This is a genomic window from Mucilaginibacter sp. (assembly GCF_028288185.1).
Taxonomy (GTDB): domain Bacteria; phylum Bacteroidota; class Bacteroidia; order Sphingobacteriales; family Sphingobacteriaceae; genus Mucilaginibacter.
In genome coordinates this window covers 196,114-220,482 of the sequence record NZ_JAQBOF010000035.1, presented here as the reverse complement: position 1 = coordinate 220,482, position 24,369 = coordinate 196,114, and the positions used below count along the sequence as shown (strand labels likewise).

The 24,369-nt window shown below is 40.1% G+C and carries 22 protein-coding genes, 1 tRNA gene and 1 other RNA gene; 9 read left to right on the top strand and 15 right to left on the bottom strand.

Features of this window, described 5'->3' with window-relative positions:
• Nucleotides 1-244: 244 nt before the first annotated feature.
• Nucleotides 245-614, bottom strand: a transfer-messenger RNA (tmRNA) gene (ssrA, locus tag JWQ34_RS15885).
• 203 nt (nt 615-817) lie between these two features.
• Here ssrA and JWQ34_RS15880 point away from each other — a divergent pair.
• Nucleotides 818-1,732, top strand: coding sequence for a c-type cytochrome (locus JWQ34_RS15880; RefSeq protein WP_299358810.1), 915 nt, complete (start codon nt 818-820; stop codon nt 1,730-1,732).
• Nucleotides 1,733-1,779: 47 nt separating this feature from the next.
• Here JWQ34_RS15880 and JWQ34_RS15875 read toward each other — a convergent pair whose 3' ends face one another.
• Both JWQ34_RS15875 and JWQ34_RS15870 read right to left on the bottom strand, forming a co-directional pair.
• A complete protein-coding gene (locus tag JWQ34_RS15875) occupies nt 1,780-3,006 on the bottom strand; it encodes a pyridoxal phosphate-dependent aminotransferase (protein WP_299358808.1) in 1,227 nt (408 codons plus the stop codon).
• 147 nt (nt 3,007-3,153) lie between these two features.
• Nucleotides 3,154-3,558 (bottom strand): DUF1573 domain-containing protein, encoded by a 405-nt coding sequence (locus JWQ34_RS15870; protein ID WP_299358806.1) that lies wholly within the window; start codon nt 3,556-3,558, stop codon nt 3,154-3,156.
• 299 nt (nt 3,559-3,857) lie between these two features.
• Here JWQ34_RS15870 and JWQ34_RS15865 point away from each other — a divergent pair, with 299 nt between their 5' ends.
• The 4 genes from JWQ34_RS15865 to JWQ34_RS15850 all read left to right on the top strand — a co-directional run bounded on the left by JWQ34_RS15865 (nt 3,858) and on the right by JWQ34_RS15850 (nt 8,659).
• On the top strand, nt 3,858-6,293 hold the full coding sequence (locus JWQ34_RS15865; protein ID WP_299358804.1) for a thiamine pyrophosphate-dependent enzyme: 2,436 nt from the start codon (nt 3,858-3,860) through the stop codon (nt 6,291-6,293).
• The gene (locus JWQ34_RS15860; RefSeq protein ID WP_299358802.1) at nt 6,290-7,036 is read left to right on the top strand and encodes a peroxiredoxin; all 747 of its coding nucleotides are present in this window, start codon (nt 6,290-6,292) and stop codon (nt 7,034-7,036) included. The genes JWQ34_RS15865 and JWQ34_RS15860 overlap by 4 nt, the downstream gene beginning before the upstream one ends.
• Nucleotides 7,037-7,105: 69 nt before the next feature.
• A complete protein-coding gene (locus JWQ34_RS15855; protein WP_299358800.1) occupies nt 7,106-7,684 on the top strand; it encodes a nitroreductase in 579 nt (192 codons plus the stop codon).
• Nucleotides 7,685-7,870: 186 nt separating this feature from the next.
• The gene (locus JWQ34_RS15850) at nt 7,871-8,659 is read left to right on the top strand and encodes a murein L,D-transpeptidase catalytic domain family protein (protein WP_299358798.1); all 789 of its coding nucleotides are present in this window, start codon (nt 7,871-7,873) and stop codon (nt 8,657-8,659) included.
• A gap of 166 nt (nt 8,660-8,825) precedes the next feature.
• On the opposite strand, the gene JWQ34_RS15845 is transcribed toward JWQ34_RS15850, so the two are convergent.
• Nucleotides 8,826-10,250 carry a L,D-transpeptidase family protein gene (locus tag JWQ34_RS15845; protein ID WP_299358796.1) on the bottom strand — a complete coding sequence of 475 codons (1,425 nt, stop codon included), beginning with the start codon at nt 10,248-10,250 and terminating at the stop codon, nt 8,826-8,828.
• 210 nt (nt 10,251-10,460) lie between these two features.
• Here JWQ34_RS15845 and JWQ34_RS15840 point away from each other — a divergent pair, with 210 nt between their 5' ends.
• Entirely contained in the window at nt 10,461-10,973 is a 513-nt protein-coding gene (locus JWQ34_RS15840) for a DinB family protein (protein ID WP_299358794.1), read from the top strand.
• Between the two features lie 101 nt (nt 10,974-11,074).
• Here the strand turns inward: JWQ34_RS15840 and JWQ34_RS15835 are convergent, their stop codons facing one another.
• The 7 genes from JWQ34_RS15835 to JWQ34_RS15805 all read right to left on the bottom strand — a co-directional run bounded on the left by JWQ34_RS15835 (nt 11,075) and on the right by JWQ34_RS15805 (nt 18,627).
• The gene (locus tag JWQ34_RS15835) at nt 11,075-12,280 is read right to left on the bottom strand and encodes an MFS transporter (RefSeq protein ID WP_299358792.1); all 1,206 of its coding nucleotides are present in this window, start codon (nt 12,278-12,280) and stop codon (nt 11,075-11,077) included.
• 162 nt (nt 12,281-12,442) lie between these two features.
• A complete protein-coding gene (gene aroC / locus JWQ34_RS15830) occupies nt 12,443-13,543 on the bottom strand; it encodes a chorismate synthase (RefSeq protein ID WP_299358790.1) in 1,101 nt (366 codons plus the stop codon).
• 119 nt (nt 13,544-13,662) lie between these two features.
• Nucleotides 13,663-14,943, bottom strand: a complete 1,281-nt coding sequence (gene aroA / locus JWQ34_RS15825) for a 3-phosphoshikimate 1-carboxyvinyltransferase (protein WP_299358788.1) — start codon at nt 14,941-14,943, stop codon at nt 13,663-13,665.
• A gap of 7 nt (nt 14,944-14,950) precedes the next feature.
• Entirely contained in the window at nt 14,951-16,081 is a 1,131-nt protein-coding gene (locus tag JWQ34_RS15820; RefSeq protein ID WP_299358785.1) for a bifunctional 3-deoxy-7-phosphoheptulonate synthase/chorismate mutase type II, read from the bottom strand.
• Between the two features lie 49 nt (nt 16,082-16,130).
• A complete protein-coding gene (locus JWQ34_RS15815) occupies nt 16,131-17,048 on the bottom strand; it encodes a prephenate dehydratase (RefSeq protein WP_299358783.1) in 918 nt (305 codons plus the stop codon).
• Nucleotides 17,049-17,317: 269 nt separating this feature from the next.
• Nucleotides 17,318-18,415 (bottom strand): 3-dehydroquinate synthase, encoded by a 1,098-nt coding sequence (aroB, locus tag JWQ34_RS15810; RefSeq protein ID WP_367278632.1) that lies wholly within the window; start codon nt 18,413-18,415, stop codon nt 17,318-17,320.
• 5 nt (nt 18,416-18,420) lie between these two features.
• Complete coding sequence (locus tag JWQ34_RS15805) at nt 18,421-18,627, bottom strand: RNA-binding S4 domain-containing protein (protein ID WP_299358781.1); 207 nt, start codon at nt 18,625-18,627, stop codon at nt 18,421-18,423.
• 142 nt (nt 18,628-18,769) lie between these two features.
• Here JWQ34_RS15805 and JWQ34_RS15800 point away from each other — a divergent pair, with 142 nt between their 5' ends.
• The gene (locus JWQ34_RS15800) at nt 18,770-19,948 is read left to right on the top strand and encodes a proline dehydrogenase family protein (protein WP_299358779.1); all 1,179 of its coding nucleotides are present in this window, start codon (nt 18,770-18,772) and stop codon (nt 19,946-19,948) included.
• A gap of 36 nt (nt 19,949-19,984) precedes the next feature.
• Here the strand turns inward: JWQ34_RS15800 and JWQ34_RS15795 are convergent, their stop codons facing one another.
• The gene (locus tag JWQ34_RS15795) at nt 19,985-20,464 is read right to left on the bottom strand and encodes a DinB family protein (protein WP_299358777.1); all 480 of its coding nucleotides are present in this window, start codon (nt 20,462-20,464) and stop codon (nt 19,985-19,987) included.
• 2 nt (nt 20,465-20,466) lie between these two features.
• A complete protein-coding gene (locus JWQ34_RS15790; RefSeq protein ID WP_299358775.1) occupies nt 20,467-21,099 on the bottom strand; it encodes an HAD family phosphatase in 633 nt (210 codons plus the stop codon).
• 124 nt (nt 21,100-21,223) lie between these two features.
• Here JWQ34_RS15790 and JWQ34_RS15785 point away from each other — a divergent pair, with 124 nt between their 5' ends.
• Nucleotides 21,224-21,802, top strand: a complete 579-nt coding sequence (locus JWQ34_RS15785; RefSeq protein ID WP_299358773.1) for an NlpC/P60 family protein — start codon at nt 21,224-21,226, stop codon at nt 21,800-21,802.
• Between the two features lie 3 nt (nt 21,803-21,805).
• On the opposite strand, the gene JWQ34_RS15780 is transcribed toward JWQ34_RS15785, so the two are convergent.
• Nucleotides 21,806-22,750: a sugar phosphate isomerase/epimerase gene (locus tag JWQ34_RS15780; protein ID WP_299358771.1), complete on the bottom strand. Its 945-nt coding sequence runs from the start codon at nt 22,748-22,750 to the stop codon at nt 21,806-21,808.
• Between the two features lie 120 nt (nt 22,751-22,870).
• Between JWQ34_RS15780 and JWQ34_RS15775 the strand changes: the two genes are divergently transcribed.
• A tRNA-Ile gene (locus tag JWQ34_RS15775) sits at nt 22,871-22,944 on the top strand.
• 833 nt (nt 22,945-23,777) lie between these two features.
• Here JWQ34_RS15775 and JWQ34_RS15770 read toward each other — a convergent pair.
• The gene (locus tag JWQ34_RS15770) at nt 23,778-24,368 is read right to left on the bottom strand and encodes a hypothetical protein (protein ID WP_299358769.1); all 591 of its coding nucleotides are present in this window, start codon (nt 24,366-24,368) and stop codon (nt 23,778-23,780) included.
• Between the last annotated feature and the right edge of the window lies 1 nt (nt 24,369).

Genomic DNA, 24,369 nt, shown 5'->3' with positions numbered 1-24,369 from the left:
TGTTTTAAGCATTAAAAAGTGAAACAAAATTAAGCTTGCAATCACATCTTTACAAGATGTTCAAAATTTTAACACCTTGATTATCAAAGCAATAAGTCGTTTTGGCGAGTAGGTAATTTAAAATATACTCACCGAATCGCGCTCCTTTTTATTGCGAAATGGTGAATACTATAGTCATTTGACTAAAAACAAAAGCCTGCAATCATTTGATTTGCAGGCTTTTAGTCTGTTTTAACATTGAACTTTGTGGAGCCGGAGGGATTCGAACCCTCGTCCAAACATGGTACAAGATATGCTTTCTACGTGCTTAGCATCTGTTTAATTGTAGGGAAGGGGAAGGTCAGCTGCTTACCTGTACCGTCTTCCTTAGGTGTTTTGTTTCGCCTGCTATGCACACCGTTAAGCAGGCTAGTTTCATTTTTCGATGCCCCGGTTGCCGATCCAATAAAACGGAGAACCGGCGGGACAAAAGCTAGCTAAATTCTAAATTAAGCAGCTAAGGCGTAGTTATTTTCGCCATTTGTGATTTTGAACGTTCAGATTTAAGCGCTAATTCATCCAACGCGCTGCATGCTTACATACTCATCTCCATCCTGTCAATTCCGGTCGACCCCATTTTTGCAGAGTTGCCCTGTTTAGTGGCAGTAGCGGATTATAGAACAACAAATATACCAATTTTTGAGATGTTAGCTAACAATATCTCATTTCTGCCAAAATAACATCGCTAACCTAACACTGAGTAATTAAGCTAAACTTTTAAGACCCGGGCTGGTTTAATAAATGATTAGGTGATATTGGAAATCGCATCGAAAACACCATGGAAAACAGAAGACTTACCCTTGCAATTATTATAAGCGCTATAATAGGGGCTGTAATAATAAGTTGTAAAACACAATTTGCCACCACAAAAGATACCTATACGGCCACAGCGTCTGACGCTCGGTTTGAGCGTGGTAAGGTGTTAACCTATAGTATTTGCGGCGGTTGTCATTATGATAAATTGACTAAAAAATTTATCGGAGCGCCAATTCATGATATCCCGGGTATCGCCGGGAAAGTGGTTTCAGCAAATCTCACACATTCAAAAACAGGGGTTATTGACCACTATAACGATGCCGAAATACGGTATCTGCTTAAAACAGGAATCGCGCGCGATGGACGTTTTTTAAATTATATGCTACGCCCCAATATGGCCGATGAGGATATAAATGCCATTATTGTTTATCTGCGATCAAACGATGCCGCTGTACAAGCTGATGGCACTACTGTTGGGGTAACACATCTTACATTTATAGGCAAAGCTTATATGAATTTAAAGGCCAAACCCGTGCCGTATAAAGCAGACGTTAAGTTGCCTTCGGATGGTAATCATGTAGCTATGGGTTATTACCTGGTTGACAATTTGGGCTGCTTTCATTGTCATTCTAAAAAACTTACTTCATTAAATTATCAATATCCAAATCAAACTAAAGGTTATTTAGCCGGTGGTATCAAATTTAAGGGTGAAAATGGAACTATTGTAAAGGCCGCCAATATCACGCCTGATAAAAATACAGGTATTGGCGATTATACCCAAGAGCAGTTTTTACGGGCGATGAAAGAAGGGGTTACTCCCGATGGCGAGAAACTTAAACCTCCTATGCCTAAGTTTAAGATTTTGAAGAATGAAGAGATTAACGACATTTATGCCTACTTGCAAACAGTGCCGGCAAAAGCTCATACAATTAAATAAACTATAAAAAACGGCAACGATATTAATCGCCGCCGTTTTTTATAGTTTTATAAGCTTACGGCTAATAGTTCATTGTCAATTGTTCGTCCGGGATATACTTTCAGGGCTTCATCTAAAACGATCATGGCTTTTGCAAGGTCATCATTGTTTAAAACGTAAGCCAGGCGAACTTCTTTTAAGCCGGCACCTGACGTACTGTAAAACCCTGTGGCAGGTGCCATCATTACAGTTTGGTTTTGATAGCTAAATTTTTCCAGCATCCATTGGCAAAACTTGTCAGAATCATCAATAGGCAGTTGCGCCATCACATAAAACGCGCCACCGGGATTAGGGCAATAAACGCCGTCCATATTGTTAAGGGCTGTCACTATTGTATTTCTGCGGGTAGTGTACTCGGCTTTTACTCTTTCAAAATATTCGTCAGGCGTGTCAATAGCAGCTTCGCCGGCTATTTGCTCAACCATGCCGGGGCTAAGCCTTGCCTGGGCAAATTTTATGGCGGTATTCCAAAATTTACGGTTCTTGGTAATAATACAACCCAAACGCGCACCACATGCGCTGTAACGTTTGCTTACGGTATCAATAATGATCACGTTCTCGTCCAATCCATCTAAATGCATGGGCGAAACAAACTCCTGGTTGTTATAGCAAAACTCGCGATAGGCCTCATCAGCAAATAAATACAAATCATGCTTTAAAACCAGTGCTTTTAAGGCTTCCATTTCTTCGCGCGAGTACAAGTAACCTGTAGGATTATTAGGGCTGCAAATAAATATTGCTCTTGTTTTATCGGTTATGGTCTTTTCAAATTCGCTAATAGGCGGCAACGCGAAACCATTGCTAATGTGTGATAATATAGGTTTTACCACAATATCGCTCTGGCTTGCAAAACTGTTGTAATTGGCGTAAAAAGGCTCGGGTACTATCACCTCATCACCGGCATCAAGGCAGGTCATAAAGGTTATAGATATAGCTTCCGATCCGCCTGTGGTAACAATTATATCCTCTGGAGTAATATTATAGCCTGCCTTGTTATAGTACTTAGTAAGTTGTTTACGATAAGATAGCGTACCTTCTGACGGGGTATAGGCCCAAACTTTAAAATCGATATTTTTAATAGCGTCTATCATACCCACCGGAGTTTCAATATCCGGCTGACCGATATTTAGGTGATATACTGTTTTGCCTTCCAGTTTAGCTTTGTCGGCAAAGGGTGTTAGTTTTCGTATAGGTGAAGCGGGCATTCGCTGCCCCTTGTGCGATATATTTGGCATGTTGCAAAAATAGTAAAAAGATGATATTTTGTCGATGGAATTAGTAGATAATGTATAAACAAAAAGGCCCGAAATATTTCGGGCCTTTTTGTTATGTATTTAGACCCTTTATCTTTTTGCAGAGATCAAGGGTTGTGGTCTTAATCGCTATCTGGTGCTTGGTGCCGCAGCTTTGGCTACGACTTCGCCAACAATAGTTAAATATTTTTGTGGCGTTTTAGCGTTTGATGTTACTATAATAGCTTTAGTAAACGGCGCAACTACAGCCGCGTTATAAGTAATGGTTATTTTACCGGTTTCGCCTTTTTTAACAGGGGTTTTAGTATAATCAGCAATAGTACAACCGCAAGTAGGCCTAACTTCTGCCAAAATAAGCGGCTCAAAGCCAGTGTTTACAAAAGTAAATACAGTAGTTACAGGCGTGCCTTGTGGTATTTTACCAAAGTCATGCTTTTCTTCGTTAAATTTAAATTCGGCTTTTTGATTATCCTGTGCAGATACGTTAAACACAAAACCTAAAATTACAGCGCACATTAAAATTAGTTTTTTCATATTGTTGATTTGAGTATTACAAATATAAAAGGTTTAATGTAAAAACCATTATAACGGATAAATTTAACTATTTGTTGCAGATTATGCTAAGTGTAAGTAATAATGTCGCCCCCAATAATTAAAATCAAAATATTTTTTCATAAAATCATATTGAGTATTAGCAGTATATGTACAACAATGATGTTCCCATGTAAAAGTTATGGTGCCAATTCAAAACTTATCCATAAATTGTACCTTTTATTAGGTGTTTATACTAATTACAAAATAGATTTATAATTTTACATTCTAAATAAAATTCTATGCCCGAAACTGCAAATTCTGGTACCGGTAAATTAGATCTTGCTGAGCTAAGTTTTGATGATTTCAAGAATATTGTAATTAATGATTACCGGATAGCGTACGAGAGCAGGCAGGCCAGTTTAATAGGTCGGCGCGAAGTACTAACAGGAAAGGCTAAGTTTGGCATATTTGGCGATGGTAAAGAAGTTGCCCAATTAGCCATGGCTAAGGTTTTCCGTAAGGGCGACTGGCGCGCGGGCTATTACCGCGACCAAACTTTTATGTTTGCCACAGGCATGAGCAACCTGAAAGAGTTTTTTGGCCAGCTATATGCTAACCCTGATATTGAGGAAGATCCTGCATCAGGCGGCAGGCAAATGAATTGCCACTACGCTACCCGTTTTATTAATGCTGATGGCAGCTGGAAAAATCAGGTGGAGAGCATGAATTGCTCGGCTGATATGTCAACTACAAGTGGCCACATGCCGCGTTTGTTGGGCTTGGCTTATGCATCAAAATTATATCGCCAAAACAAAGAACTTAAATCGTTAGATACCTTTTCTGTTAACGGTAATGAAGTTGCTTTTGGCACTATTGGCAATGGCGCTACATCCGAAGGTTTATTTTTCGAGGTATTTAATGCCGCCGGCGTATTGCAGGTGCCTATGGCTATTTCTGTTTGGGATGATGCTTATGCTATATCTGTACCTGCCAGTATACAAACTACTAAAGAGGATATATCCGAAATATTAAAGGGCTTTCAGCGTGAACATGGTACAAACGGATACGAGATATTTAAAGTTCGCGGCTGGGATTATGTGGCGCTTTGCGAAACTTATGAACGCGCTATAGCTGTTTGCAGAGAGGAACATGTGCCGGTATTGATACACGTTGTTGAAATGACGCAGCCGCAAGGCCACTCTACATCTGGATCTCATGAGCGTTATAAAACTAAGGACCGTTTAACCTGGGAAGGTGATCATGACTGCTTGCTGCAAATGCGCAACTGGATGGTCGAATCGGCTATTATTACTGAAGATAATGTTACCGCTTTAGAAGACGAAGCGAAAAAATATGTGCGCGAATGTCAGCGCGAAGCCTGGAATAAACTGGGTGATAAAATAAAGATAGATATTGACGAAGCTGTACATTTAATTGGCGAATTAACCCATGTATCCGAATTAAAGAACGAATTAGAAGATGTTGTTGCCGAGCTATTAGCTTGTATTGACCCCGGCCGTAAAGACGCGGTAGCTGCTATACGCAAGGCACTAAGATTAACTGTTTGGGAAACGTCCACCGAAAAAACTGCTTTAGCTGAATGGTTGACCCGGGAGAATATAAAAAACCATGATCGATTTAACTCTAAACTGTTTACAGGGTCGCCTTCATCGCCATTAAATGTTAGGGTAAACCCTGTAGATTATGCAGAAGATGCCCCATTGATAGATGGGCGTGAAATACTAAACGCTTGTTTTGAATCTAATTTTGAGCGCGATAAAACCCTGGTAGCCTTTGGCGAAGATGTTGGCGCAATAGGTGATGTTAATCAGGGCTTTGCCGGTTTGCAAAATAAATTTGGCAATCTGCGTGTAACCGATACCGGTATTCGTGAGGCTTCTATAGTAGGTAAGGGTATTGGCCTGGCTATGCGCGGCCTTAAACCTATTGCCGAAATACAATATTTAGATTACCTGTTATACGCCATAACCGTTTTAAGTGATGACCTGGCGAGTTTAAGTTATCGCACAGCAGGCGGCCAAAAAGCGCCGGTTATTGTTCGTACGCGCGGACACAGGCTGGAAGGTATCTGGCATTCAGGCTCGCCGCTGGGTATGATATTAAATACGCTACGCGGATTATATATTTGTGTGCCGCGTAACATGACACAGGCCGCCGGTATGTATAATACGCTGATCCGTGGTGATGAGCCCGCATTGGTTATTGAGTGCCTTAACGGTTATCGCTTAAAAGAAAAGTTACCTGCCAATATAGGCGAGTTTACCGTTCCGCTTGGCAAGGCCGAGATATTAAGAGGAGGTACAGATATGACCGTAGTTTCTTATGGCTCGACTCTTCGTATTGTACTGGAAGCCGCGGTTGAACTGGAGAAGCTGGGCGTTAATATTGAAGTGATTGACCCGCAAACTTTATATCCGTTTGATACGGATAATATTTGTGGCGCGTCTTTACAAAAAACCAATAAGTTATTAGTGGTTGACGAAGATCTGCCTGGCGCGGCATCGGCTTATATCCTGCAAAAAGTACTGGAGGGCCAAAGCGGCTATTACGCTTTAGACTCGCCGCCAAAAACATTAAGCGCAAAAGAGCACAGGCCGCCTTATGGGTCAGACGGTGATTACTTTAGCAAGCCATCTGTTGATGACGTTGTGGAAGCAGTTTACGCCATGATGAGCGAGAGCAATCCCGGTAAATATCCGGCGATATATCGATGAAGCGCTTTTTTATACTTTGCTTAATAAGTATGCTGCACTTTGCTGCACATAGCCAGGATACATCAGGTACAAAAAAACAAGTTGTCACGGTTATAAGGCATTCTGTGCGCCTGGATACTAACCGTGTGGTTTATGATGAACAGGGTAATGCCTTACATTATTACCAATACAGTAAACTTTTAAATAGCGGCGACTATACCATGCGGTCAACAGGCGGGCTGTCTGACGCGACCGGCAGCAAAATTGTTTTGATGAAAATATCGCTGGAGCAAAAAATGGCAATGTACCAGAGGCTTAAAACGCAAATGGCCATTAAAAATTCGCCATTACGCGATGGCGCGCAATTTGATATTACCCCGCTGCTTGATATTGTTAATAGGGATGACCTAGAAAGAAAGGTTATTGTACTGATTTTTTGGGACCCGGACTGCCCGCCCTGTACCGAAGCTTTTCAAAGTCTGAATGATTTCCTGAAACAAATACATAACCCCGAGGACCTGATAGTATTGGCTATTACGAATAGTAATGAGCTAGTTGCCGCGACCAAATTAAAACAAAAGCCACTGTTGTACGCACATTTGATAGGCGGTGCAGGGTCGGTTAGCAATGCTTATCATGTTTACAGCCTGCCATCGTATGTAGTGGTTGATAAAAGCCGGGTTGTTCGTTTTGCGGTTTCGGGGCAGTCACCCATTACCCTGTCTGCCTTTAAGGATGTTATACGGCAGGTTTTGGAACAGTAGATTTAAAATTCATTCCACATGAAATTTTATTTGCGTTTTACTTTTATGGGTTTCATTTAAAAGCATTTTATGTCTGATACATTTTTCACCATACAAACCATCATCCAAAACCGCCGCACCATAAAACCCTTTATGATGAACGGGAATAAGATCCCTGATGAACAAATAACCGACCTGTTGGCTCTTGCCGATTGGGCACCAACCCATGGCCTTACAGAGCCATGGCGATTTGTTGTTTATACCGAACCGGCTGCGTTTTGCCATCAGCATGCCGAAATGTATAAACAAAACACTAGTGCAGATGAGTTTGCTCAAGGGGTTTATGATAACCTGGCGCACCAGGGCGATAAAGCATCGCATGTTATTATAGCCGTTATGCGTAGGGGAGATCTGGCTAAGATACCCGCGTTTGAAGAATTGGCCGCTACAGCTTGCGCGGTGCAAAATTTATTATTGGGGGCTACCGCTTTAAATCTGGCATCGTACTGGGGTACCGGTGGCATGATACTAAAACCTGCTATGAAAGCGTTCTTGAAATTACGCGACGAGGACGAAGTAATGGGTGTTTTATATTTTGGTTATGCCGATGAACATCCCAAAGGTATCAGAATGGTACCTTTGGCCGAAAAGGTTAAATGGATTAAATAAAAGTAACTTTCCGCCCATTATTTCGTAAAAGAAATTATAATTTAATTTAGATATAATTGCTTTGTCATAATTTGAATTATTGTTAATAAATTTTATTTATTAGTAATAATTGCGTATATTTGTATGACAATTATATCAACTCACTCCTGATTTTTTATTAAATTATTGACTTAAAACTCAACAAATATGAGAAAACATTTCTGGTGGATAAGCTGCGTTGCATTGATCTTATTTATAAGTGTTATTGGCTGGACGCCGGTAAGCGCCACAAAAAATTCTGTAATTACTAAAACTACACTTACTGCAAAAGAGTTATTTGCCCAATACGTAAATACGGTTTACCAAACGGCGCGTTTGCAGGAAACAGGTTTAAATGTAGAAGTTTTTCAGAAAGCGTTAACCGGTTATTTTAATTTAAAATCGGCTAATTTACTATCGCAAAGCAGTAATGTTATTACCGTGGTTGATTTTTCAAAACCAAGCCGCCAAAAACGTATGTGGATAATTGATGTATTAAGTAAACATCTTTTGTTAAATACATGGGTTGCACACGGGCAAGGTAGCGGCAATGATATGGCTACTCAATTTTCTGATACTAACGAGTCGCACCAAAGTAGTTTAGGCTTTTATTTGGCTGATGATATTTACGTGGGTAAACATGGTCGTTCATTAAGATTAGATGGCTTAGACGAAGGCTTTAACACCAGCGCGCGTGCTCGTGGTATAGTAATACATGCTGCCGATTACGTAAGCGAAGGCGCCATTGCCCAAATGGGCCGTTTAGGCCGCAGCTTTGGCTGCCCTGCCGTATCACCTTTGGTGGTAAACCAGGTAATTAATACGATAAAAGGTAAGTCGTTGTTTTTTATAAATGGCAACAACCCAACCTATACCTCAAAATATTTAAGTGAGAATGTATTAGCAAATTTTACCTCTCCGGATAGCGATTCAATGGTGGATTCTGTGAAGCTTTAAACCAATTATAAACTAACAAAAAACGCCCCCGAGTTATCGGGGGCGTTTTTTGTTTACATCAAATGTCATTTCGAGCGTAGCGGAGAAATCTATACAAGATAGGGGTGGTGACATGCTTGTGTATAGATCTCTCCGTTGGTCGAGATGACATGTAGAGTAGTTGCGATTATTTCACCTTTCCCAAAGCATTATATAACACCACATCCAATTCATAAATGTCAGGCCTTATTTGTAAGGTACCTGTGGTATCTATCCAACCGGTTACATAGGTTATATATACGGGTACTTTGGGTGTTAAATTAATGGTGGTGGGGTCTGGTTTGTCGGCTGCCATATCTTTGACTATCAGATCATACTTCTTACCCTCGCCAAATAGGTTGAGGGCTAATGCCTGCGGATCGCCTAAACGTACACAACCGTGACTAATCGCACGCATTTTTTTATTAAACGCTTCTTTAGCGGGAGTGTCGTGCAAATAAACACTGCTTTGGTTATTAAACAAGAACTTTATTTTCCCCAATGAATTATTATCGCCGGGCTGTTGTTTAAAGTCGTAATCGCCTTTTGATGCGGTTGTCCAGTCAATATTATCCGGATCGATCAGCTTACCGTCTTTGTAAACGTTAATGCCTTTATTCTCTAAATAATATCTGTCTTTAGCGGCTTCTACCATGATCTCTTTACTGGCTATGCTTTCGGGTATGTTCCAAACGGGGTTAACATCAACACTATGTATCATGCTGCTTAGCTGTGGGGTTGAGTGTATGTTAGGATTATCTACCGTGTTACTATCGGCATAATTCATTAGGGTTACGGCATTGCTTGGGTTACGCCCCTGGCCAACTACAACCTTCATGTTTAGTACTGATCTTCCGTCTTGCATCACATCCAACTGATAATCGGGGATATTAACGATCACGTATTTTTTATCTTGTGGTTTATTTTTCCACCTTAAACGTTCAAGGTTAGTAATAATAACGCGTTTGGTTTCTTCGGGCGATAATCCCGGAGCGGCAGTGCCGGTGGCTAATGCTTTTTGTAACCCAATATACGATGGGCTTTTAGGCTGAATGCTATCCAGGTATTGTTTGATATCCGTTACCCGAAAGATCTTTTGTGCCGATGTGCTATCCGGGCGCAGCGTAGTAGTATAATAGCGCGCGTAAATACTTTTCGGGTTAACTACGCCGTACTGCAACGCGTTGCTATATCTTATTAACGAGTTGGCTGTAAGCAATTCCAGTTCGGCAATGGCATGATAGGCTTGGTCAAGTGTTTTAATTTTTTTATTATTATAGAACTTGTTTATCAGCGTGGCCATTTCATCGGCCTTAAACATTGCGGGATCAAGGCCATGCTCGCCTGCTTTTTGATAATAAATGGTTAGCGTTTTTAGATCTTTATTAAAAATATGGTCCATTACAAAAACCGGGTCGTAACCATTGGCCTTATAAAAGGCGCTTATAGTTTGCGGGTAGGTGAGTTCAGATTTTTCGTCTTGAAGTACTTTTTGAAATACTTCTGCGCAACCATCCGGCGTTACATCTTTAAAAACTTTATTTTGGGTTTTGAGGTAAAGGGTTTTACCCATATCAGAACGGCTTTTTTTACAGCTTTGAAAAGTAAAGGTAAAAGCGAGAAACAAAATTATAGTTAGCCTAGTTAGTTTTTTAGTATCAGATAGCATAAGTTTAAATTAAATATAATTAGCTAATAGCAATAGCTATACCACTAATTATTAAGCATGCAATAATATTTACAGGCTAAAATATAGTTTATTTAAAATACTTATAATAAATGTATGGCAGATAACCACAAACCCGAAGTATGGCTGCGCGGTCCGCTGGAAGGGATACCACTACTATTACAGCCCATAGCACACGCTTTACTACAAGCGCGCGAGGAAGTGAACGATTTGATGTCCGGTTTCCCCGAAATATTATTATGGGTTAAGCCGGTGGGTATGGCATCGCCGGGGTTTCATTTACAGCATTTAGCCGGGGTGCTCGACCGATTATTTACGTATGCAAAAGGCGAGGCGCTTACCCAACATCAGTTAACCAAATTATCATTAGAAGGAAAAATGCCCGAAATAGACTACAGTGTAATTACTTTACTGGAGATATTTAACCGCCAGATTGACGAAGCCATTAAACAATTAAGCGAAACGGATGAGCTGATACTAACCGAAAAAAGAGGAGTGGGCCGGGCGCAACTACCGTCAACCGTAATAGGCTTATACACCCATGCTGCCGAACATATTATGCGGCATGTAGGGCAGTTATTGGTTACAGCGAGGATTTTGAGGGGATAAGCTAAAAAGCTATGTCATCTCGATCGAAGAGAGAGCTATACACATACATTCAAATATTGCGGGTGTATAGATTTCTCACTCGTTCCTCGTTCGAAATGACATTATGATTGTATAGTACCCTTGTACAGCCACCAATACCCTAATGATGATATTATACTCACTGCACCCAGTATCCACCACAATAAATTAAATCCGCCATAAAAAATAACATTGCTGCCCAAAAACGGCGCGATGATCTGTGCTGCCGACCATGACATGCTGTACAATGCCGCATACTCGCCGCGGTTTTGGGCAGTGGTACGGCTTATCCAAAACGAGTTCATGAAGGGCATACTTAACATTTCGCTAAAGGTTATGATGATGACGATAAAAATAGCTGCGACTTGCGTAGCAGGCAGGATGTTTAATAACATATAACCGCAACTACCAAGAGCTACACCACCGATCATGTAGATCATTCCATTTCTTTTGCCCTCCAACTTATGCACCAAAACCATTTCTACAACAGCAATGAGTACACCGTTTAATGCCATCAGGAAACCTATAAAGCGTTCGCTAAAATGCCATTCAATTTTAAAGAATACGGGTTGCATGATCATGAACTGGTAAAAGCACATGGCAAATAAAGTAGCTAATAATATGAATTTAAGGTACACTTTATCTTTATAAGCTGATACTGTAGCTATAGCCTTATCTACTTTCTTTATAGTTTTTGAAACCAGGGCACGTGGCATTAACAACAACAGTAATACAGCCGCTACTATGTTAGTACAACCATCAACCCAAAACAATAAATGATAATTTATAGATGCCAAAAAACCACCCAACGCGCCGCCGACCGCCCAACCCAGGTTTATTGCCAAACGGTTTAAAGAGAAGGAGCGGGTTTTATTAGCATCGCTGCTGTAATGCGCGATAGCGGTTGAGTTTGCCGGACGGAAAGACTCGTTACAAAAACTTAGCACAAAAGTGCCTATTGACATGGTAATAAAGCTATTTAAAAACCCTAAAAGTACAAACAGCAATCCGCCGCTTAACAAAGCGCCAACCTGCAAGTCATAAAAACCGATCCTATCGGTGAGTTTGCCACCTATAAAGGCACCCGTTAGCGCACCCACGCCAAACAACGCCATAATACTACCGGCCTGCACAATGCTAAAATGTAATTGCTGTATACAATAAATGCTTAAAAAAGGCACCACCATAGTGCCGCTACGGTTTATCAGCATCACAATGCATAAGTACCAACTGTTTTTAGACAGGCCGCTATACGCGTTTTTGTATAATTGGATAGTGTAGGTAAGCATTACACAAAGATAGTATTAGATGTGCAGAGATGCGGATATGCAGATGTGCAAATTTTCCGCCAGGTAATTCAAAGTGATTCACTTTTTTATGAATCACTTGAGCGGAATATCAGACTTACGAAGTTTTAAAAACTTCGTAAGTCTTTTGGTTTCGTAAGTCTTTTAAGCCTGCGATAATATCGTATTCCTATTCCTTAACCAATGGTCGGCAATAACCAGGGCGGCCATCGCTTCAACAATAGGTACGGCGCGTGGTACCACGCAAGGATCATGACGGCCCTTGCCTGATATTTCGGCGGCGTTGCCGGAGCTGTCAATAGTAGCCTGGGTTTGCATGATGGTAGCAACCGGTTTAAAGGCCACTTTAAAGTCTATAGGCATCCCGTTGCTTATACCTCCTTGTATACCGCCCGAGTAGTTGGTAATGGTTTTAACATCGCCTAAATGCGTTTTGACGAAGATGTCGTTATGTTCTGATCCGCGCATTTCGCTACCTGCAAAGCCTGATCCAAATTCAAAACCATGTACAGCGTTAATGCTTAGCATAGCTTTGCCTAGTTCGGCATGTAGTTTATCAAATACAGGTTCGCCTAAACCAACGGGGCAGTTTAGTATATGGCAGGTTACTTTGCCGCCTACAGTATCTCCATCCTTACGTACCGAATCAATGAACTCGATCATTTCTTCTGCTGTCGCCGGATCCGCGCAGCGTACGATGTTTTTCTCACGTTCGTTAATAAACTCCTGCGCGCTGGTTATCTCTACGTTAGGCGCGTTTATTTTGCCTACACTGCTAACATGAGCAACGATCTCGATTCCCTGCGTTTTAAGTAACAGTTTGGCCAAAGCGCCTGCCGCTACACGAGCTGCTGTCTCGCGGGCAGATGAACGGCCACCACCACGATGATCGCGGATGCCGTATTTAGTTTGATAGGTATAATCCGCATGCGATGGGCGGAATACATCCGTATTATGGTTATAATCCTTACTGCGCTGGTCCTCGTTAGGGATCAGCATCATGATAGGGGTGCCGGTTGTTTTACCTTCGAAAACGCCTGAAAGGATCCTAACCGTGTCACTCTCTTTACGTTGAGTAGTGATTTTAGACTGGCCGGGCTTACGCTTATCCAACTCGCCCTGGATGTATTCCATATCCACAGGTAATTGCGATGGGCAACCGTCAATAATTACACCAATAGCTTCGCCATGCGACTCGCCAAATGTAGTTATCCTGAATAATTGTCCGAATGAATTGCCTGCCATTTCTATAATGAGTGAATGAGTGATTTTTTGAATAAGTGAATGTTTTGTCATTGCGAGCGTAGCGTGGCAATCGCAAGGAGAAAGGTTCGCGATTGCTTCGTTCCTCGCAATGACAAGTTTTATATATCTTTTACTTCAAATCCCGCCTTTTCCAGATCTGTCCAGAAAGCAGGGTATGATTTTTCTACTACCAGTGAATCTTCAACTTCAAGCTCAGGTATCACTAAAGCCAGTGGCGCAAATGCCATTGCCATGCGGTGGTCATCATAAGTGTTGATAAACATACGTTCTGGTATAAATTTTTCGCTGCAATCCAGCTTGTAGGTTTGGCCCTTCTCTATCAGTTTAACACCCATTTTTCCCAGCTCGTTTTGCAAGGCCAGTATACGGTCTGTTTCTTTGATCTTTAGGGTTTCCAATCCGGTAAAAGTAGCTTCGTGATTTAAAGCCGCGCATACCACAATAATGGTCTGCGCCAGATCAGGGCATTCTTTCAAGTCAAATATTTTACGGCTGATAGGCTTTGCTTCCTTAACCAAATGTACACCACCATCCCTAAATTGCGAGGTGATACCAAAGTTAGCCATGATCTCGGTAATAACGCTATCGCCTTGTAAGCTATATTGGGTTAAGCCATGCAAAAACAGATCAGCTTGATCTGCCAATGCTGCTATAGCGTACCAGTATGAGGCCGCGCTCCAATCAGGTTCAACAGGTAAAAAGGTTTCTTTAAATTCCTGGTTAGCAATGCTGATAATATTACCGTTCCATTGGTGCTGTATGCCTGCCTGTTGTAACATGGCCAGGGTCATCTCCACATACGGGCGCGATGTTAGGTCGCCTTCAATATGCAGTTCTAAACCTTGCGGTAATTTAGCGGCAATTAGCAGCAGTGCAGTAATATACTGGCTGCTGATATTACCTTTTATGCTGATAACATTGGTTTGCTGCTTAATATTACCCTTTATGCGGATAGGAGGGAAGCCCTCGTTTTCCTCATAGCTGATCTCGGCACCTAGCTTGCGCAGAGCATCGACCAAAATACCTATAGGGCGCTGCTTCATGCGTTCGCTGCCGGTTAAAACAACTTCTTCATCCTGCAAAGTATAGTAAGCGGTTAAAAAACGCATGGCAGTACCGGCGGGGCCAATGTTTACTATTTTATGCTCCAACTGGTGGGTTATGGGTTGTGGCTCATAACCTACAGTCTGCAAAGTAAGGCCCAGTACTTTTGATAAAGTCACCGCATCTGCCGCGTCTGATATGTTTTCAACCCGCACCTTATCATTACTTAAAGCCTCAATAACCAGCGCACGGTTGCACTCGCTTTTTGAGCCGGTAAGGTGCACCTCGCCATTTACTGACTTCGATTTTTTAGAAAGCAGAATATTCTGACTCATTGTGTTATTAAACGTGCGTAAGTTTCTCTGCCTGCTGGCCAGCTGCCTGGCCCTCGTTCATGATCTCGGTTTGCTTCCGGATAGACTCGCTGTGAATCAACTCCAGCAATTTCTCTGTAAAATCAGGGCTTAATTTTAATGCTTTACCGTAATTGATACGTTTGTGTAATATCTCATCCCAACGGTTAACCTGTAAGATAGTGATGTTGTTATCTTTTTTGTAGGTACCTATCTGCTCAGCAATTTTCATACGCTCAGCCATTTTCTGGATAATCAGATCGTCAATCTTGTCGATGTTATTACGTAACTCGCTTAGTTTATCGTTTACCTGCGCGTTGTTGGTTTCCGGCTTGCGTAAAGTTAAGTGATCAATTAACTCGGCTAATGCAGCCGGGGTAACTTGTTGTTTAGCATCTGTCCAGGCTACGCTCGGGTCAATATGCGACTCGATCATCAAACCTTGCATATCTAAATCCAGTGCTTTTTGCGATACATAAGCAATCAGGTCACGGTTGCCCGAGATATGGCTCGGGTCGCAAATTAAAGGTAAATGCGGTGCCAGAGTTTTCATGTGGATAGCGATATCCCACATTGGTTCATTACGGAAAGCTGATTTCTCGTATGATGAAAATCCGCGGTGTATAGCTGCCAATTTGGTGATACCTGCATTGTTGATACGCTCTAAAGCACCTATCCATAATGAAATATCAGGGTTAACCGGGTTTTTAACCATAACGGGGATGTCAACACCTTTTAAAGCATCAGCAATTTCCTGTACAGTAAAAGGGTTAGCGGTTGAGCGGGCTCCCACCCATAAAATATCAACACCTGCCTTTAAAGCTTCTTCTACGTGTTTTGCTGTAGCAACTTCAACAGCTGTTGGTAAGCCTGTTTCTGCTTTAGCGCGTTTTAACCACTCTAAACCAATGCTGCCAATTCCTTCAAACTCTCCCGGGCGGGTACGTGGTTTCCAGATACCTGCACGTAACGCGGTAACGCGACCGGTGTTTTTTAATAAATGGGCTGTCGCCACCAACTGATCTTCGGTTTCTGCGCTGCACGGGCCGGCTATTAACAGTGGTTCTTTAGTTGCGGTTATCCAGGTATTTAATGGTTGGATGTTTAAATCAAGTTTCATTGTTTGTTTATATTATTATAATGTCTTTTTTACTATTTAATTGGTGTTTCTATTTTGCCAGTTTTTTAATGCTGATGTATTTTCTTTCGGGCTTAGCCGGTGCAATGTTTAACTGTTTTTCTAAATTGCCTTCGTCCTCATGGCGTTTATACTCACCCAGTATGTTAAAGTTGTGGGTGTATTTTAATATCTGTTTTACAGCTGTATCATAATGCTTGTTTTCTTCCCACTCTACATCAACATAAAAATTATACTCATTACGCTTACCCAATACCGGCATCGACTGTATCTTGCTCATGTTAACACCCTGGTTAGCAAAAATATTCAATACTTTAGCCAAAGCGCCAACCTGGTTGCTTACCTGGAAGCATAACGATGCTTTGTTGGCAGATGCTTGCTTAGCTGCCTTTTCATGCGTGGTTAATATCAGAAAACGTGTGAAATTCTTTTTATTAGATTCGATACGGCGCTCAATGATATCCAAACCATAAAGTTTGGCAGCTAGCGTGTTTGCTATAGCAACAGTATCAGTTAATTTTTCCTCACTTATACGTTTCGCACAGGCAGCAGTATCACTGCTTTCGACAATTTTTAAATGAGGATACTCATCAAAAAAGTCGACACACTGGCGTATAGCGATTGGGTGCGAAGTTACGTATTTTACTTGTTCAAATGCAACTCCCGGCAAAGCCATTAAATGTAACTGTATGGGCAGGTAAATTTCACCAATAACCGGGAAGTTATAATTTAACAATAACGAGTAGTTGGGCAGTATGCTACCGGCTATACTATTCTCTATAGCCATTACCACATAATCAGCCTCATTGTTCTCTAAAGCATCAAATGTTTGCTTAAAAGAGTTACACTCAATAGTCTGGATGTTTTCTCCAAAATATTTAAAGGCAGCCTCTTCGTGAAACGAGGCGCGTATGCCCTGTATGGCAACTCTTGGTTTTTCTTTCTTCATAATGTTGTTAAAACAAAAAATCCCGGCTGTATGGGCCGGGACTTTTAAATTCTTTATATGTGTTTAGTGCATATTAGTCCCGGCTCTTACTGTTAAAGTAAAAGTAGTAACCATAAAAATATGCGCTTGTTAATTTCATTGCTTTTATTTCGGCGTAAATGTAATAGTTAAAATTGACTTGTCAATAGATTATTTTTATTTTTTGTAAAAAAAATGATCAAAACGAATTTTATGTGGTAAATAACTTAAAAACCTATTTAAAATTGGTTTTACAAATTAGTGTAATAACTCAATCCCTCTAAAAGCTCTTCATCGGTACAAATATTATCAATTGTAAACTGGCCTATGGCACTTAGTAGTGTGCAATTTATTTTACCGTTTTGGTTCTTTTTATCTTTTAACATGTATTCTAAAAGCGTGTCGTTATTGGCGGCTTTCAGGTTATATCCAGGGTAAAGGTTAGTAAGTACTTGGGTTATCTCTTGTAGTTCTTCGGCGCTTAAACCGGTTTTTTTGTAAGACAGGTAAGCTTCGCAGATCATGCCGATGGCAATCGCCTCGCCATGTGATAATGAATCTTTGTCGTTGATCAATGAATAAGTCTCGACAGCGTGGCCAATAGTATGGCCAAAGTTTAAAGATTTGCGAATATTCTTTTCGTGCGGATCTTCCAGCACAACCTTGTTTTTTATAGCTACTGATTTATAAATCAGCCCGGCAGTTGTGTTTGACAGATCGCTTGCTTTAAGCTCATTCCAGTAATCAGCATCGCAGATCAGGCCGTGTTTTAACATTTCAGCAGTGCCGGATAGTATCTGGCGTGCAGGCAAGGTCTTTAAAAATTCATCCTCAATAAAAACAGCTTTAGGCTGGGTAAATGTGCCTATGATGTTTTTAATGCTATCAATATCAATACCTGTTTTACCACCAACAGACGCATCAACTTGCGAAAGCAGGGTAGTAGGTACATGCACAAAGTCTATACCGCGTTTAAAGGTAGAGGCTGCAAAACCACCCAGATCGCTTATAACACCGCCACCTAAGTTTATTAACAGGCTTTGACGGTCGGCACCAAAGTCAATCAGCATTTTCCAAACGCCTATACAAAAATCAATGTCCTTGCTTTCTTCGCCGGCGTTAATTTCTATAATATCAAAATTATCAGGGTTGCCTAGTCTTTCTCTTAGCAGTGGTAGGCAATATTTAGCCGTATTTTCATCAGTTAAAACAAAAAAGCGCGAGTAGCGGCCATTTGCTATAAACTGTTTAAGCTCGCCTAAACTATCTTCAAAATATATATTGTAATTGTTGCTTTTTATCGCATCCATAATATCAATTGTGTAGGTATCTGTATCTACTGTATTCATAAATTTTAAATCACTTTTATTTTGTTACCTCTAAATTCAACAATGTCGCCTTTTTTAACTTTTAAGCGTTTGCGATAATCAACTTCTCCATTGTGTTTTACTTCGCCCTCATCCACAACTATTTGCGCTTCGCCGCCGGTGGATACCAGATTGGTAGCTTTTAATAATTGTATCATCGGGATGTATTCGCCGGTAACTTTAAACTCTATCATTAGGCCGCAAAAATAAACTATTCGCAGAATAATGAGTTATATTCCCATCATTTTATAATTTTGCTGCACGCTAACGGGTCCATTTGCTTCTTATCTTATTGGTTTGATAGAAGCTAAAATACATGGATCATGAAAATTAACTATGACAAAACAACCCGGCTTGTCTTTTGAAAACACGGAAATTGCTTTCCGTCATTCATCAAATGCTGATCTGAAACGTGCCTATTGGCTATTCAAAATAATTAATATTAACTTTTTAGTGAAGATCGGTCCGCCCATAACCAACTTTGCTGTTAAGATAGGCCTGCCAATTAAAGGCCTGATAAAAGCTACCATATTTAAACATTTTTGCGGAGGTGAAACCATCCGCGAATGCGAAAAAACTATAAAAACATTAGAGAGCGGCGGTGTAGGAACCATCCTGGATTACTCGATAGAAGGCGAAGATGATGAACGGGTTTTTGATGAAACCTGCGAAGAGATAATCCGTACTATTAAACGCGCGGCTAAAGACAAAGCTATACCTATTACCGTATTTAAAATAACCGGCGTGGGGCGTTTTGGTTTATTGGAAAAACTGGATGTGGGCACTGTATTAACAGAAGATGAGCAGCAAGAATGGCAAAAGGTGCAGGACCGTGTACTGGCGATTTGCGAAAAAGCACACTCGGTTAATATCCCGGTGATGATAGACGCTGAAGAAACCTGGATACAGGATACTATTGACTTGCTGGCCTTGACCATGATGCGCAAATTCAACAAAGAAAAAGCCATTGTGTATAATACTTACCAACTTTACAGGCATGATAAACTGCAATCAATAAAAAACGATAACGAGGTTGCCATAAAAGAGCAATTTATATTAGGGGCCAAGTTAGTGCGCGGCGCTTATATGGAAAAAGAACGCAAGCGCGCCGAAGAAAAGGGCTATCCATCGCCCATACAACCTACCAAAGAAACCACTGATAAAGACTATAATCTGGCACTTAACTATTGCACTGACCATATTAAAACAATAGCTTTTATTGCCGGTACACATAACGAGGATAGCTGCCGGTTACTTACCGAACTGTTAGACAAAAAGAAAATAGACCATAAAGATACGCACGTATATTTTTCGCAACTACTGGGTATGAGCGATAACCTGAGCTTTAACCTGGCCGATGCGGATTACAATGTAGCTAAATACGTTCCTTACGGACCGATAAAAGCTGTATTGCCTTACCTTTTTCGCCGGGCGCAGGAAAATACCGCAATAGCCGGCCAAATGAGCCGTGAGTTGGGTTTAATATCTAAGGAAGTTAAAAGACGCAAGTTATAATTGTTATAAACGCAAGACTTAACTTATCAATAACCATTAAGTGCGTATTACATCCGTATCAACCGGTGTGTAACCTAATAAACGACTCATGGTAAGTATCTGTCCTTTATGATGAAACTCATGCGTTATACCATGCGTAAATAATTGTAAAGGAGTTACAGTTACAACATATTCTTTGCGAGGTAGGTTTTGTGTAAAAGGGAGTGTATAATCTGCGCTATAACGTATTAAAAAATCATTGACGATGGTATCAACCAATTGATATGTTTTTTCAATAGCATCCATACTCGTAATATCAGCAGTTTTTACAAATTCTATATCCGCACTTTTATCAAGCTGGGCCAGCCAATGTATATAGGTATTGGCATTATGAACCAGCAAGCTTATTATGGTTTTATCATTAAAATCAGCAACACCTTTAAACAGGTCGGCATTGTTCAGACTACGGCAATAGCTAAATAGTGCTCCTCTTGCACCTTTAATTTCATTATACTGTGCTGATAAAAGTGAGTTCATAACTATAATAATCCGTTGGTATTAAAATATTTTTGAATGGTATCGGGCGCAGTCATTAAATAAGTTTGCAGACCAAGTTTCTTAGCCGTTTCCAAGTGCTGCGGGCTGTCATCAATAAATAAAGTCTCGGCCGGGTTTAAGTTGTTTTCCTGTAAAACCTGCTCAAAAATTTCGGCATCGGGTTTGCGTTTACCCATTAAATGCGAATAATAGGTTTTTTCGAAAAGGCCGCTGTTATCGGTCATATTATATTCACGTTTTAGATAGTTGTGTACATAATCGTAGTGGATAGCATTAATGTTGCTCAGCAAAAAAGTGCGGTATTTATGTTTTAATTGCAGCAGTAACTCATGATTCCCCTTGGGGACGCCGACAAATATATTGTTCCAGGCACCGTCAATTTGCTCATCGGTTAGCTCGGGTTTATGAGTTAGCTCTCTTATCCTGTTTCTAAATCCCTCAGGCGTAATTTGACCACGCTCTAATGCATTAAACACATCGTCCTGCTGCCGGTGGCCATAAAACTCGTGCGCGTTGGTAATACCCAGTTTTTTCCAGGCTTCTGCAACCTTGTTAAAATCTATATTAAATATTACGTTGCCGTAATCAAAAATGATGTTTTTGATAGTATTCATAAACCTATTATTGATTTAGGGTAAGCCCTAAATTGCAATAATACCTAAAAAAAGCAAATTGACATCGATCATCATTTTCTACATACCTAACATTATGGTTAAATGTTTGTAGTAGTAAATACATATGCGATTTACTATAGGCTGTTACATTTTATTGGTTTCTTTTTTATCTTGTAATCCATCGGATGAAAATACAGATAAAACCAATATCGCAAACAACCCCTACAATAAAATTATCGGCTATCCCAAGGCAGATAGCGCGGGCTATATTACCCATATAAATACCGGAAAGACCAACCCGGCAGATCTTTTGGTCTTTGCCCATACACTGATCGGTATCCCGTACAAATATGCATCTACAGACCCCACAGTAGGGTTTGATTGCTCGGGCTTTATCAGCTATGTTTTTAATCATTTTGGGATATTAGTACCCAGAAGTTCGGTAGACTTTACACCGATACACCGCCAAATAAAACTTCAGGATGCCAAACCTGGTGACCTGATACTTTTTACTGGGACAGACAGCACCATACGCAAAGTAGGACATATGGGTATCATTATATCGTTACCTGGGCAGGAAATTAAGTTTATACACTCAACATCAGGCAAAGCCTATGGCGTTACCGAAACGCCGTTAAATATTTACTATATGGGGCGGTATGTTAAAACTATCCGCGTATTCCCTCAAAACGATAAAAAGTAATCGCTATAACCCTTCGGTTATGGCCTTCATTTTAGCTAAACTGGTTTTAGCAACAAATAACGCATCCTGTTTATAATAGCTTTCATTAAAAACCTCCAGCGAAATAACCACCGGCTTATCCGGGTTTTTAATGGTTTGTAATATTTGTTTAAGCGGAGCGATACCATCGTCCGGGTAAATCCTGTCGGGTTCTGATATTTTTTCGGGGGCTATACCTGCCGGATAATCATTAACATGAAAAATCTCAATGGCGCTTTTACCTACAAAAGGCAAACTATCCAAACTCGACCCACCTTTATAAATATGAAAAACATCCAGCAGCACTAACGCGTTTTTATGCTCGCTTTCGGTAGCTACATACAATACCTGGCTAATTTTTTTAAGGTTATGCGATGATCCCCACATTTCAACCATTGGCACAACGCCAGTTTGATCGCCCATTTGCAGAATAGTTCGGTAGCGATCAGTAATTACATTCAGATCTATCAATGGCAACCCTGTAGCGCCCGATGGGGGAGCAGCTATGCGATGGCAGCCAATTTGTGCTAACAGATCCATTTCATGCTGTAGCTGCGTTAGCGCGGCTTTGCGGACGGCTTCATCATCCACTATCCATTTAGCAAAGCCTATGGCGTTTTCAACAGTGATACCCAGGCCGGCAATTATTTTTTTTGCTTCGGATGTTGATCCGCCATTATGCAGATAAGTTTGAAAGGTATCCATCCAAATTTCGACAGAAGTAAATCCGGCTTTGGCGGCCACCTGCAACTCTTTTATAAACCCTAGTTTTTGGCCACGTATAGTACTCATATTTAATGAGTATTTAAATGCCGCATTAGTTTTTTTTGTAGTGCTCATGGCTGAAACAGAAGTATTTAATAAGGCGGCACCGGCTGTTAAACCTAAAGTTTGCAATGCCTGCCTGCGATTTTGTAGGTGATTACTCATGTAAACAATGGTCTGGTTTAAAAGTATATCGTCAAAAATATGTTATTTTAATTAAAATTGACTTTGTAAATTGAGGGGAAAGTTGTAACATTGCAGCCTGAAATTTAACAAAATTTCTGCGCGCCTATAGCTCAGTTGGTTAGAGTAGAAGACTCATAATCTTTTGGTCCCTGGTTCGAGCCCAGGTGGGCGCACGAATGAGGTCCTACGGTATTTACCGTGGGACCTTGTTATTTATCCCAAATAAAGATTTAAAGTGCCCTTACAAGTCAGAAATGCAGGTTTTTAAATTTAATTAGTAGTTAAGAGTATTCATTTTGCTGTAGCGTTATCGCTTTCATTTTCTACATAGGCATAACGTTTTAAGGTTTCTATTAGGTGTTTTGGCGCATTGTTGGCGCACGGATGGCGCGATTTCGAGTGTCTGTTTCATAAGATTTTAACTAAGTTAATAAATAATTATAAAGCCTACCCAGGTTTGGTGCGATAAAGCAAGGAAGGAAACGGAATAAATGGGCTGTGTAGAGATTGTGGGTTTATGCCGTAGTCTTTCTTGCGCTCAGAAGCACCAGTCCTAACTTTGCGTGCTTAATTATGTATTCTCTCTATATATATTCTAATCCAAGAATATGAGATATCTTACTTTATAAGCATGGTGTAAATCTTGGATTTGCAATTCAAGAAATATTAAAAATCTTTAGTTATACAGGTCGTATAAATCTTGAATTGACTTCTTACAACTTCCAATTTCTTAGTAATTCTTGTTTCTATATAGGGAGTTTACAAACTTTTAAGAATTATTGGAAATACAAAGCTAATTCTAGAGATAAGTCCTTTCCAACCTTACTATTTAAAAGGGAAATTGCTAAGTACTAGTATCGACCAGCTTTGCTAAATCGCGTCTTAACTACAACAACCCCTAACGAAGATGGAGCTTATACTATATGGATTGATACAGCATGCTAAGAATAAATTAGCTTACAAGAAATAGCAAAGCCCAACCGTATAGCTGGGCTTGTTGTAACAACTATTTTGATACACCATCAGTTATTTGCGTACCCTCTGAATTTTTCACAATCAATTCAAAATCAGAAGAATACCAAAGCCTTATATCATCAAGATTAAATTTATTTTCATTCGCTAAATCTAAAAAACAATATTCATGTAGGCGCTCCTTTATCTCGTTTAAATTATAATAATAAACTAAATTAAATTCAGTATAATCATACACTTTAATGGGTGACCTTGTATCATCTCTTGAGCAAAAAAGATAATTTGCGTTATAAAAATACAATTCATTATTTTCTTTTTTTATTAGTTTGTCTGTACTGTTTTTCGTTATAACCAAAACAGCCATTCTTAATTTATCAGGACTATAAATTATTGAGTCAATATATATACTGGTTTTATTATCAAATTGATTCTTAGTTTTAAATGGATGAATATGTTTATTTAACATTTTAATTAAGACTTTATATATTTCAAGCGAATCTTTCATATATAAAGTATGACTAACTATAGAAATATTTTTGTATTCTAGCGGTGTAATCGAAGATTGGTGTTTGCACGATATATTTACAAAGCATATGTTTATAAATAAAAAAATGGTTTTTTTCATA

What these genes read in the sequence shown, in the direction of transcription:
- JWQ34_RS15805 (WP_299358781.1), bottom strand. Translation starts at nt 18,627, where the DNA reads ATGATAGAGTTTAAAGTTACCGGCGAATACATCCCGATGATACAATTA.
- aroC (WP_299358790.1), bottom strand. Translation starts at nt 13,543, where the DNA reads ATGGCAGGCAATTCATTCGGACAATTATTCAGGATAACTACATTTGGC.
- JWQ34_RS15780 (WP_299358771.1), bottom strand. Translation starts at nt 22,750, where the DNA reads ATGAGTAATCACCTACAAAATCGCAGGCAGGCATTGCAAACTTTAGGT.
- JWQ34_RS15845 (WP_299358796.1), bottom strand. Translation starts at nt 10,250, where the DNA reads ATGGGTAAAACCCTTTACCTCAAAACCCAAAATAAAGTTTTTAAAGAT.
- JWQ34_RS15880 (WP_299358810.1), top strand. Translation starts at nt 818, where the DNA reads ATGGAAAACAGAAGACTTACCCTTGCAATTATTATAAGCGCTATAATA.
- JWQ34_RS15800 (WP_299358779.1), top strand. Translation starts at nt 18,770, where the DNA reads ATGACAAAACAACCCGGCTTGTCTTTTGAAAACACGGAAATTGCTTTC.
- JWQ34_RS15875 (WP_299358808.1), bottom strand. Translation starts at nt 3,006, where the DNA reads ATGCCAAATATATCGCACAAGGGGCAGCGAATGCCCGCTTCACCTATA.
- JWQ34_RS15870 (WP_299358806.1), bottom strand. Translation starts at nt 3,558, where the DNA reads ATGAAAAAACTAATTTTAATGTGCGCTGTAATTTTAGGTTTTGTGTTT.
- JWQ34_RS15855 (WP_299358800.1), top strand. Translation starts at nt 7,106, where the DNA reads ATGTCTGATACATTTTTCACCATACAAACCATCATCCAAAACCGCCGC.
- JWQ34_RS15815 (WP_299358783.1), bottom strand. Translation starts at nt 17,048, where the DNA reads ATGAAGAAAGAAAAACCAAGAGTTGCCATACAGGGCATACGCGCCTCG.
- JWQ34_RS15835 (WP_299358792.1), bottom strand. Translation starts at nt 12,280, where the DNA reads ATGCTTACCTACACTATCCAATTATACAAAAACGCGTATAGCGGCCTG.
- aroA (WP_299358788.1), bottom strand. Translation starts at nt 14,943, where the DNA reads ATGAGTCAGAATATTCTGCTTTCTAAAAAATCGAAGTCAGTAAATGGC.
- JWQ34_RS15840 (WP_299358794.1), top strand. Translation starts at nt 10,461, where the DNA reads ATGGCAGATAACCACAAACCCGAAGTATGGCTGCGCGGTCCGCTGGAA.
- JWQ34_RS15860 (WP_299358802.1), top strand. Translation starts at nt 6,290, where the DNA reads ATGAAGCGCTTTTTTATACTTTGCTTAATAAGTATGCTGCACTTTGCT.
- aroB (WP_367278632.1), bottom strand. Translation starts at nt 18,415, where the DNA reads ATGAATACAGTAGATACAGATACCTACACAATTGATATTATGGATGCG.
- JWQ34_RS15795 (WP_299358777.1), bottom strand. Translation starts at nt 20,464, where the DNA reads ATGAACTCACTTTTATCAGCACAGTATAATGAAATTAAAGGTGCAAGA.
- JWQ34_RS15865 (WP_299358804.1), top strand. Translation starts at nt 3,858, where the DNA reads ATGCCCGAAACTGCAAATTCTGGTACCGGTAAATTAGATCTTGCTGAG.
- JWQ34_RS15790 (WP_299358775.1), bottom strand. Translation starts at nt 21,099, where the DNA reads ATGAATACTATCAAAAACATCATTTTTGATTACGGCAACGTAATATTT.
- JWQ34_RS15820 (WP_299358785.1), bottom strand. Translation starts at nt 16,081, where the DNA reads ATGAAACTTGATTTAAACATCCAACCATTAAATACCTGGATAACCGCA.
- JWQ34_RS15850 (WP_299358798.1), top strand. Translation starts at nt 7,871, where the DNA reads ATGAGAAAACATTTCTGGTGGATAAGCTGCGTTGCATTGATCTTATTT.
- JWQ34_RS15785 (WP_299358773.1), top strand. Translation starts at nt 21,224, where the DNA reads ATGCGATTTACTATAGGCTGTTACATTTTATTGGTTTCTTTTTTATCT.
- JWQ34_RS15770 (WP_299358769.1), bottom strand. Translation starts at nt 24,368, where the DNA reads ATGAAAAAAACCATTTTTTTATTTATAAACATATGCTTTGTAAATATA.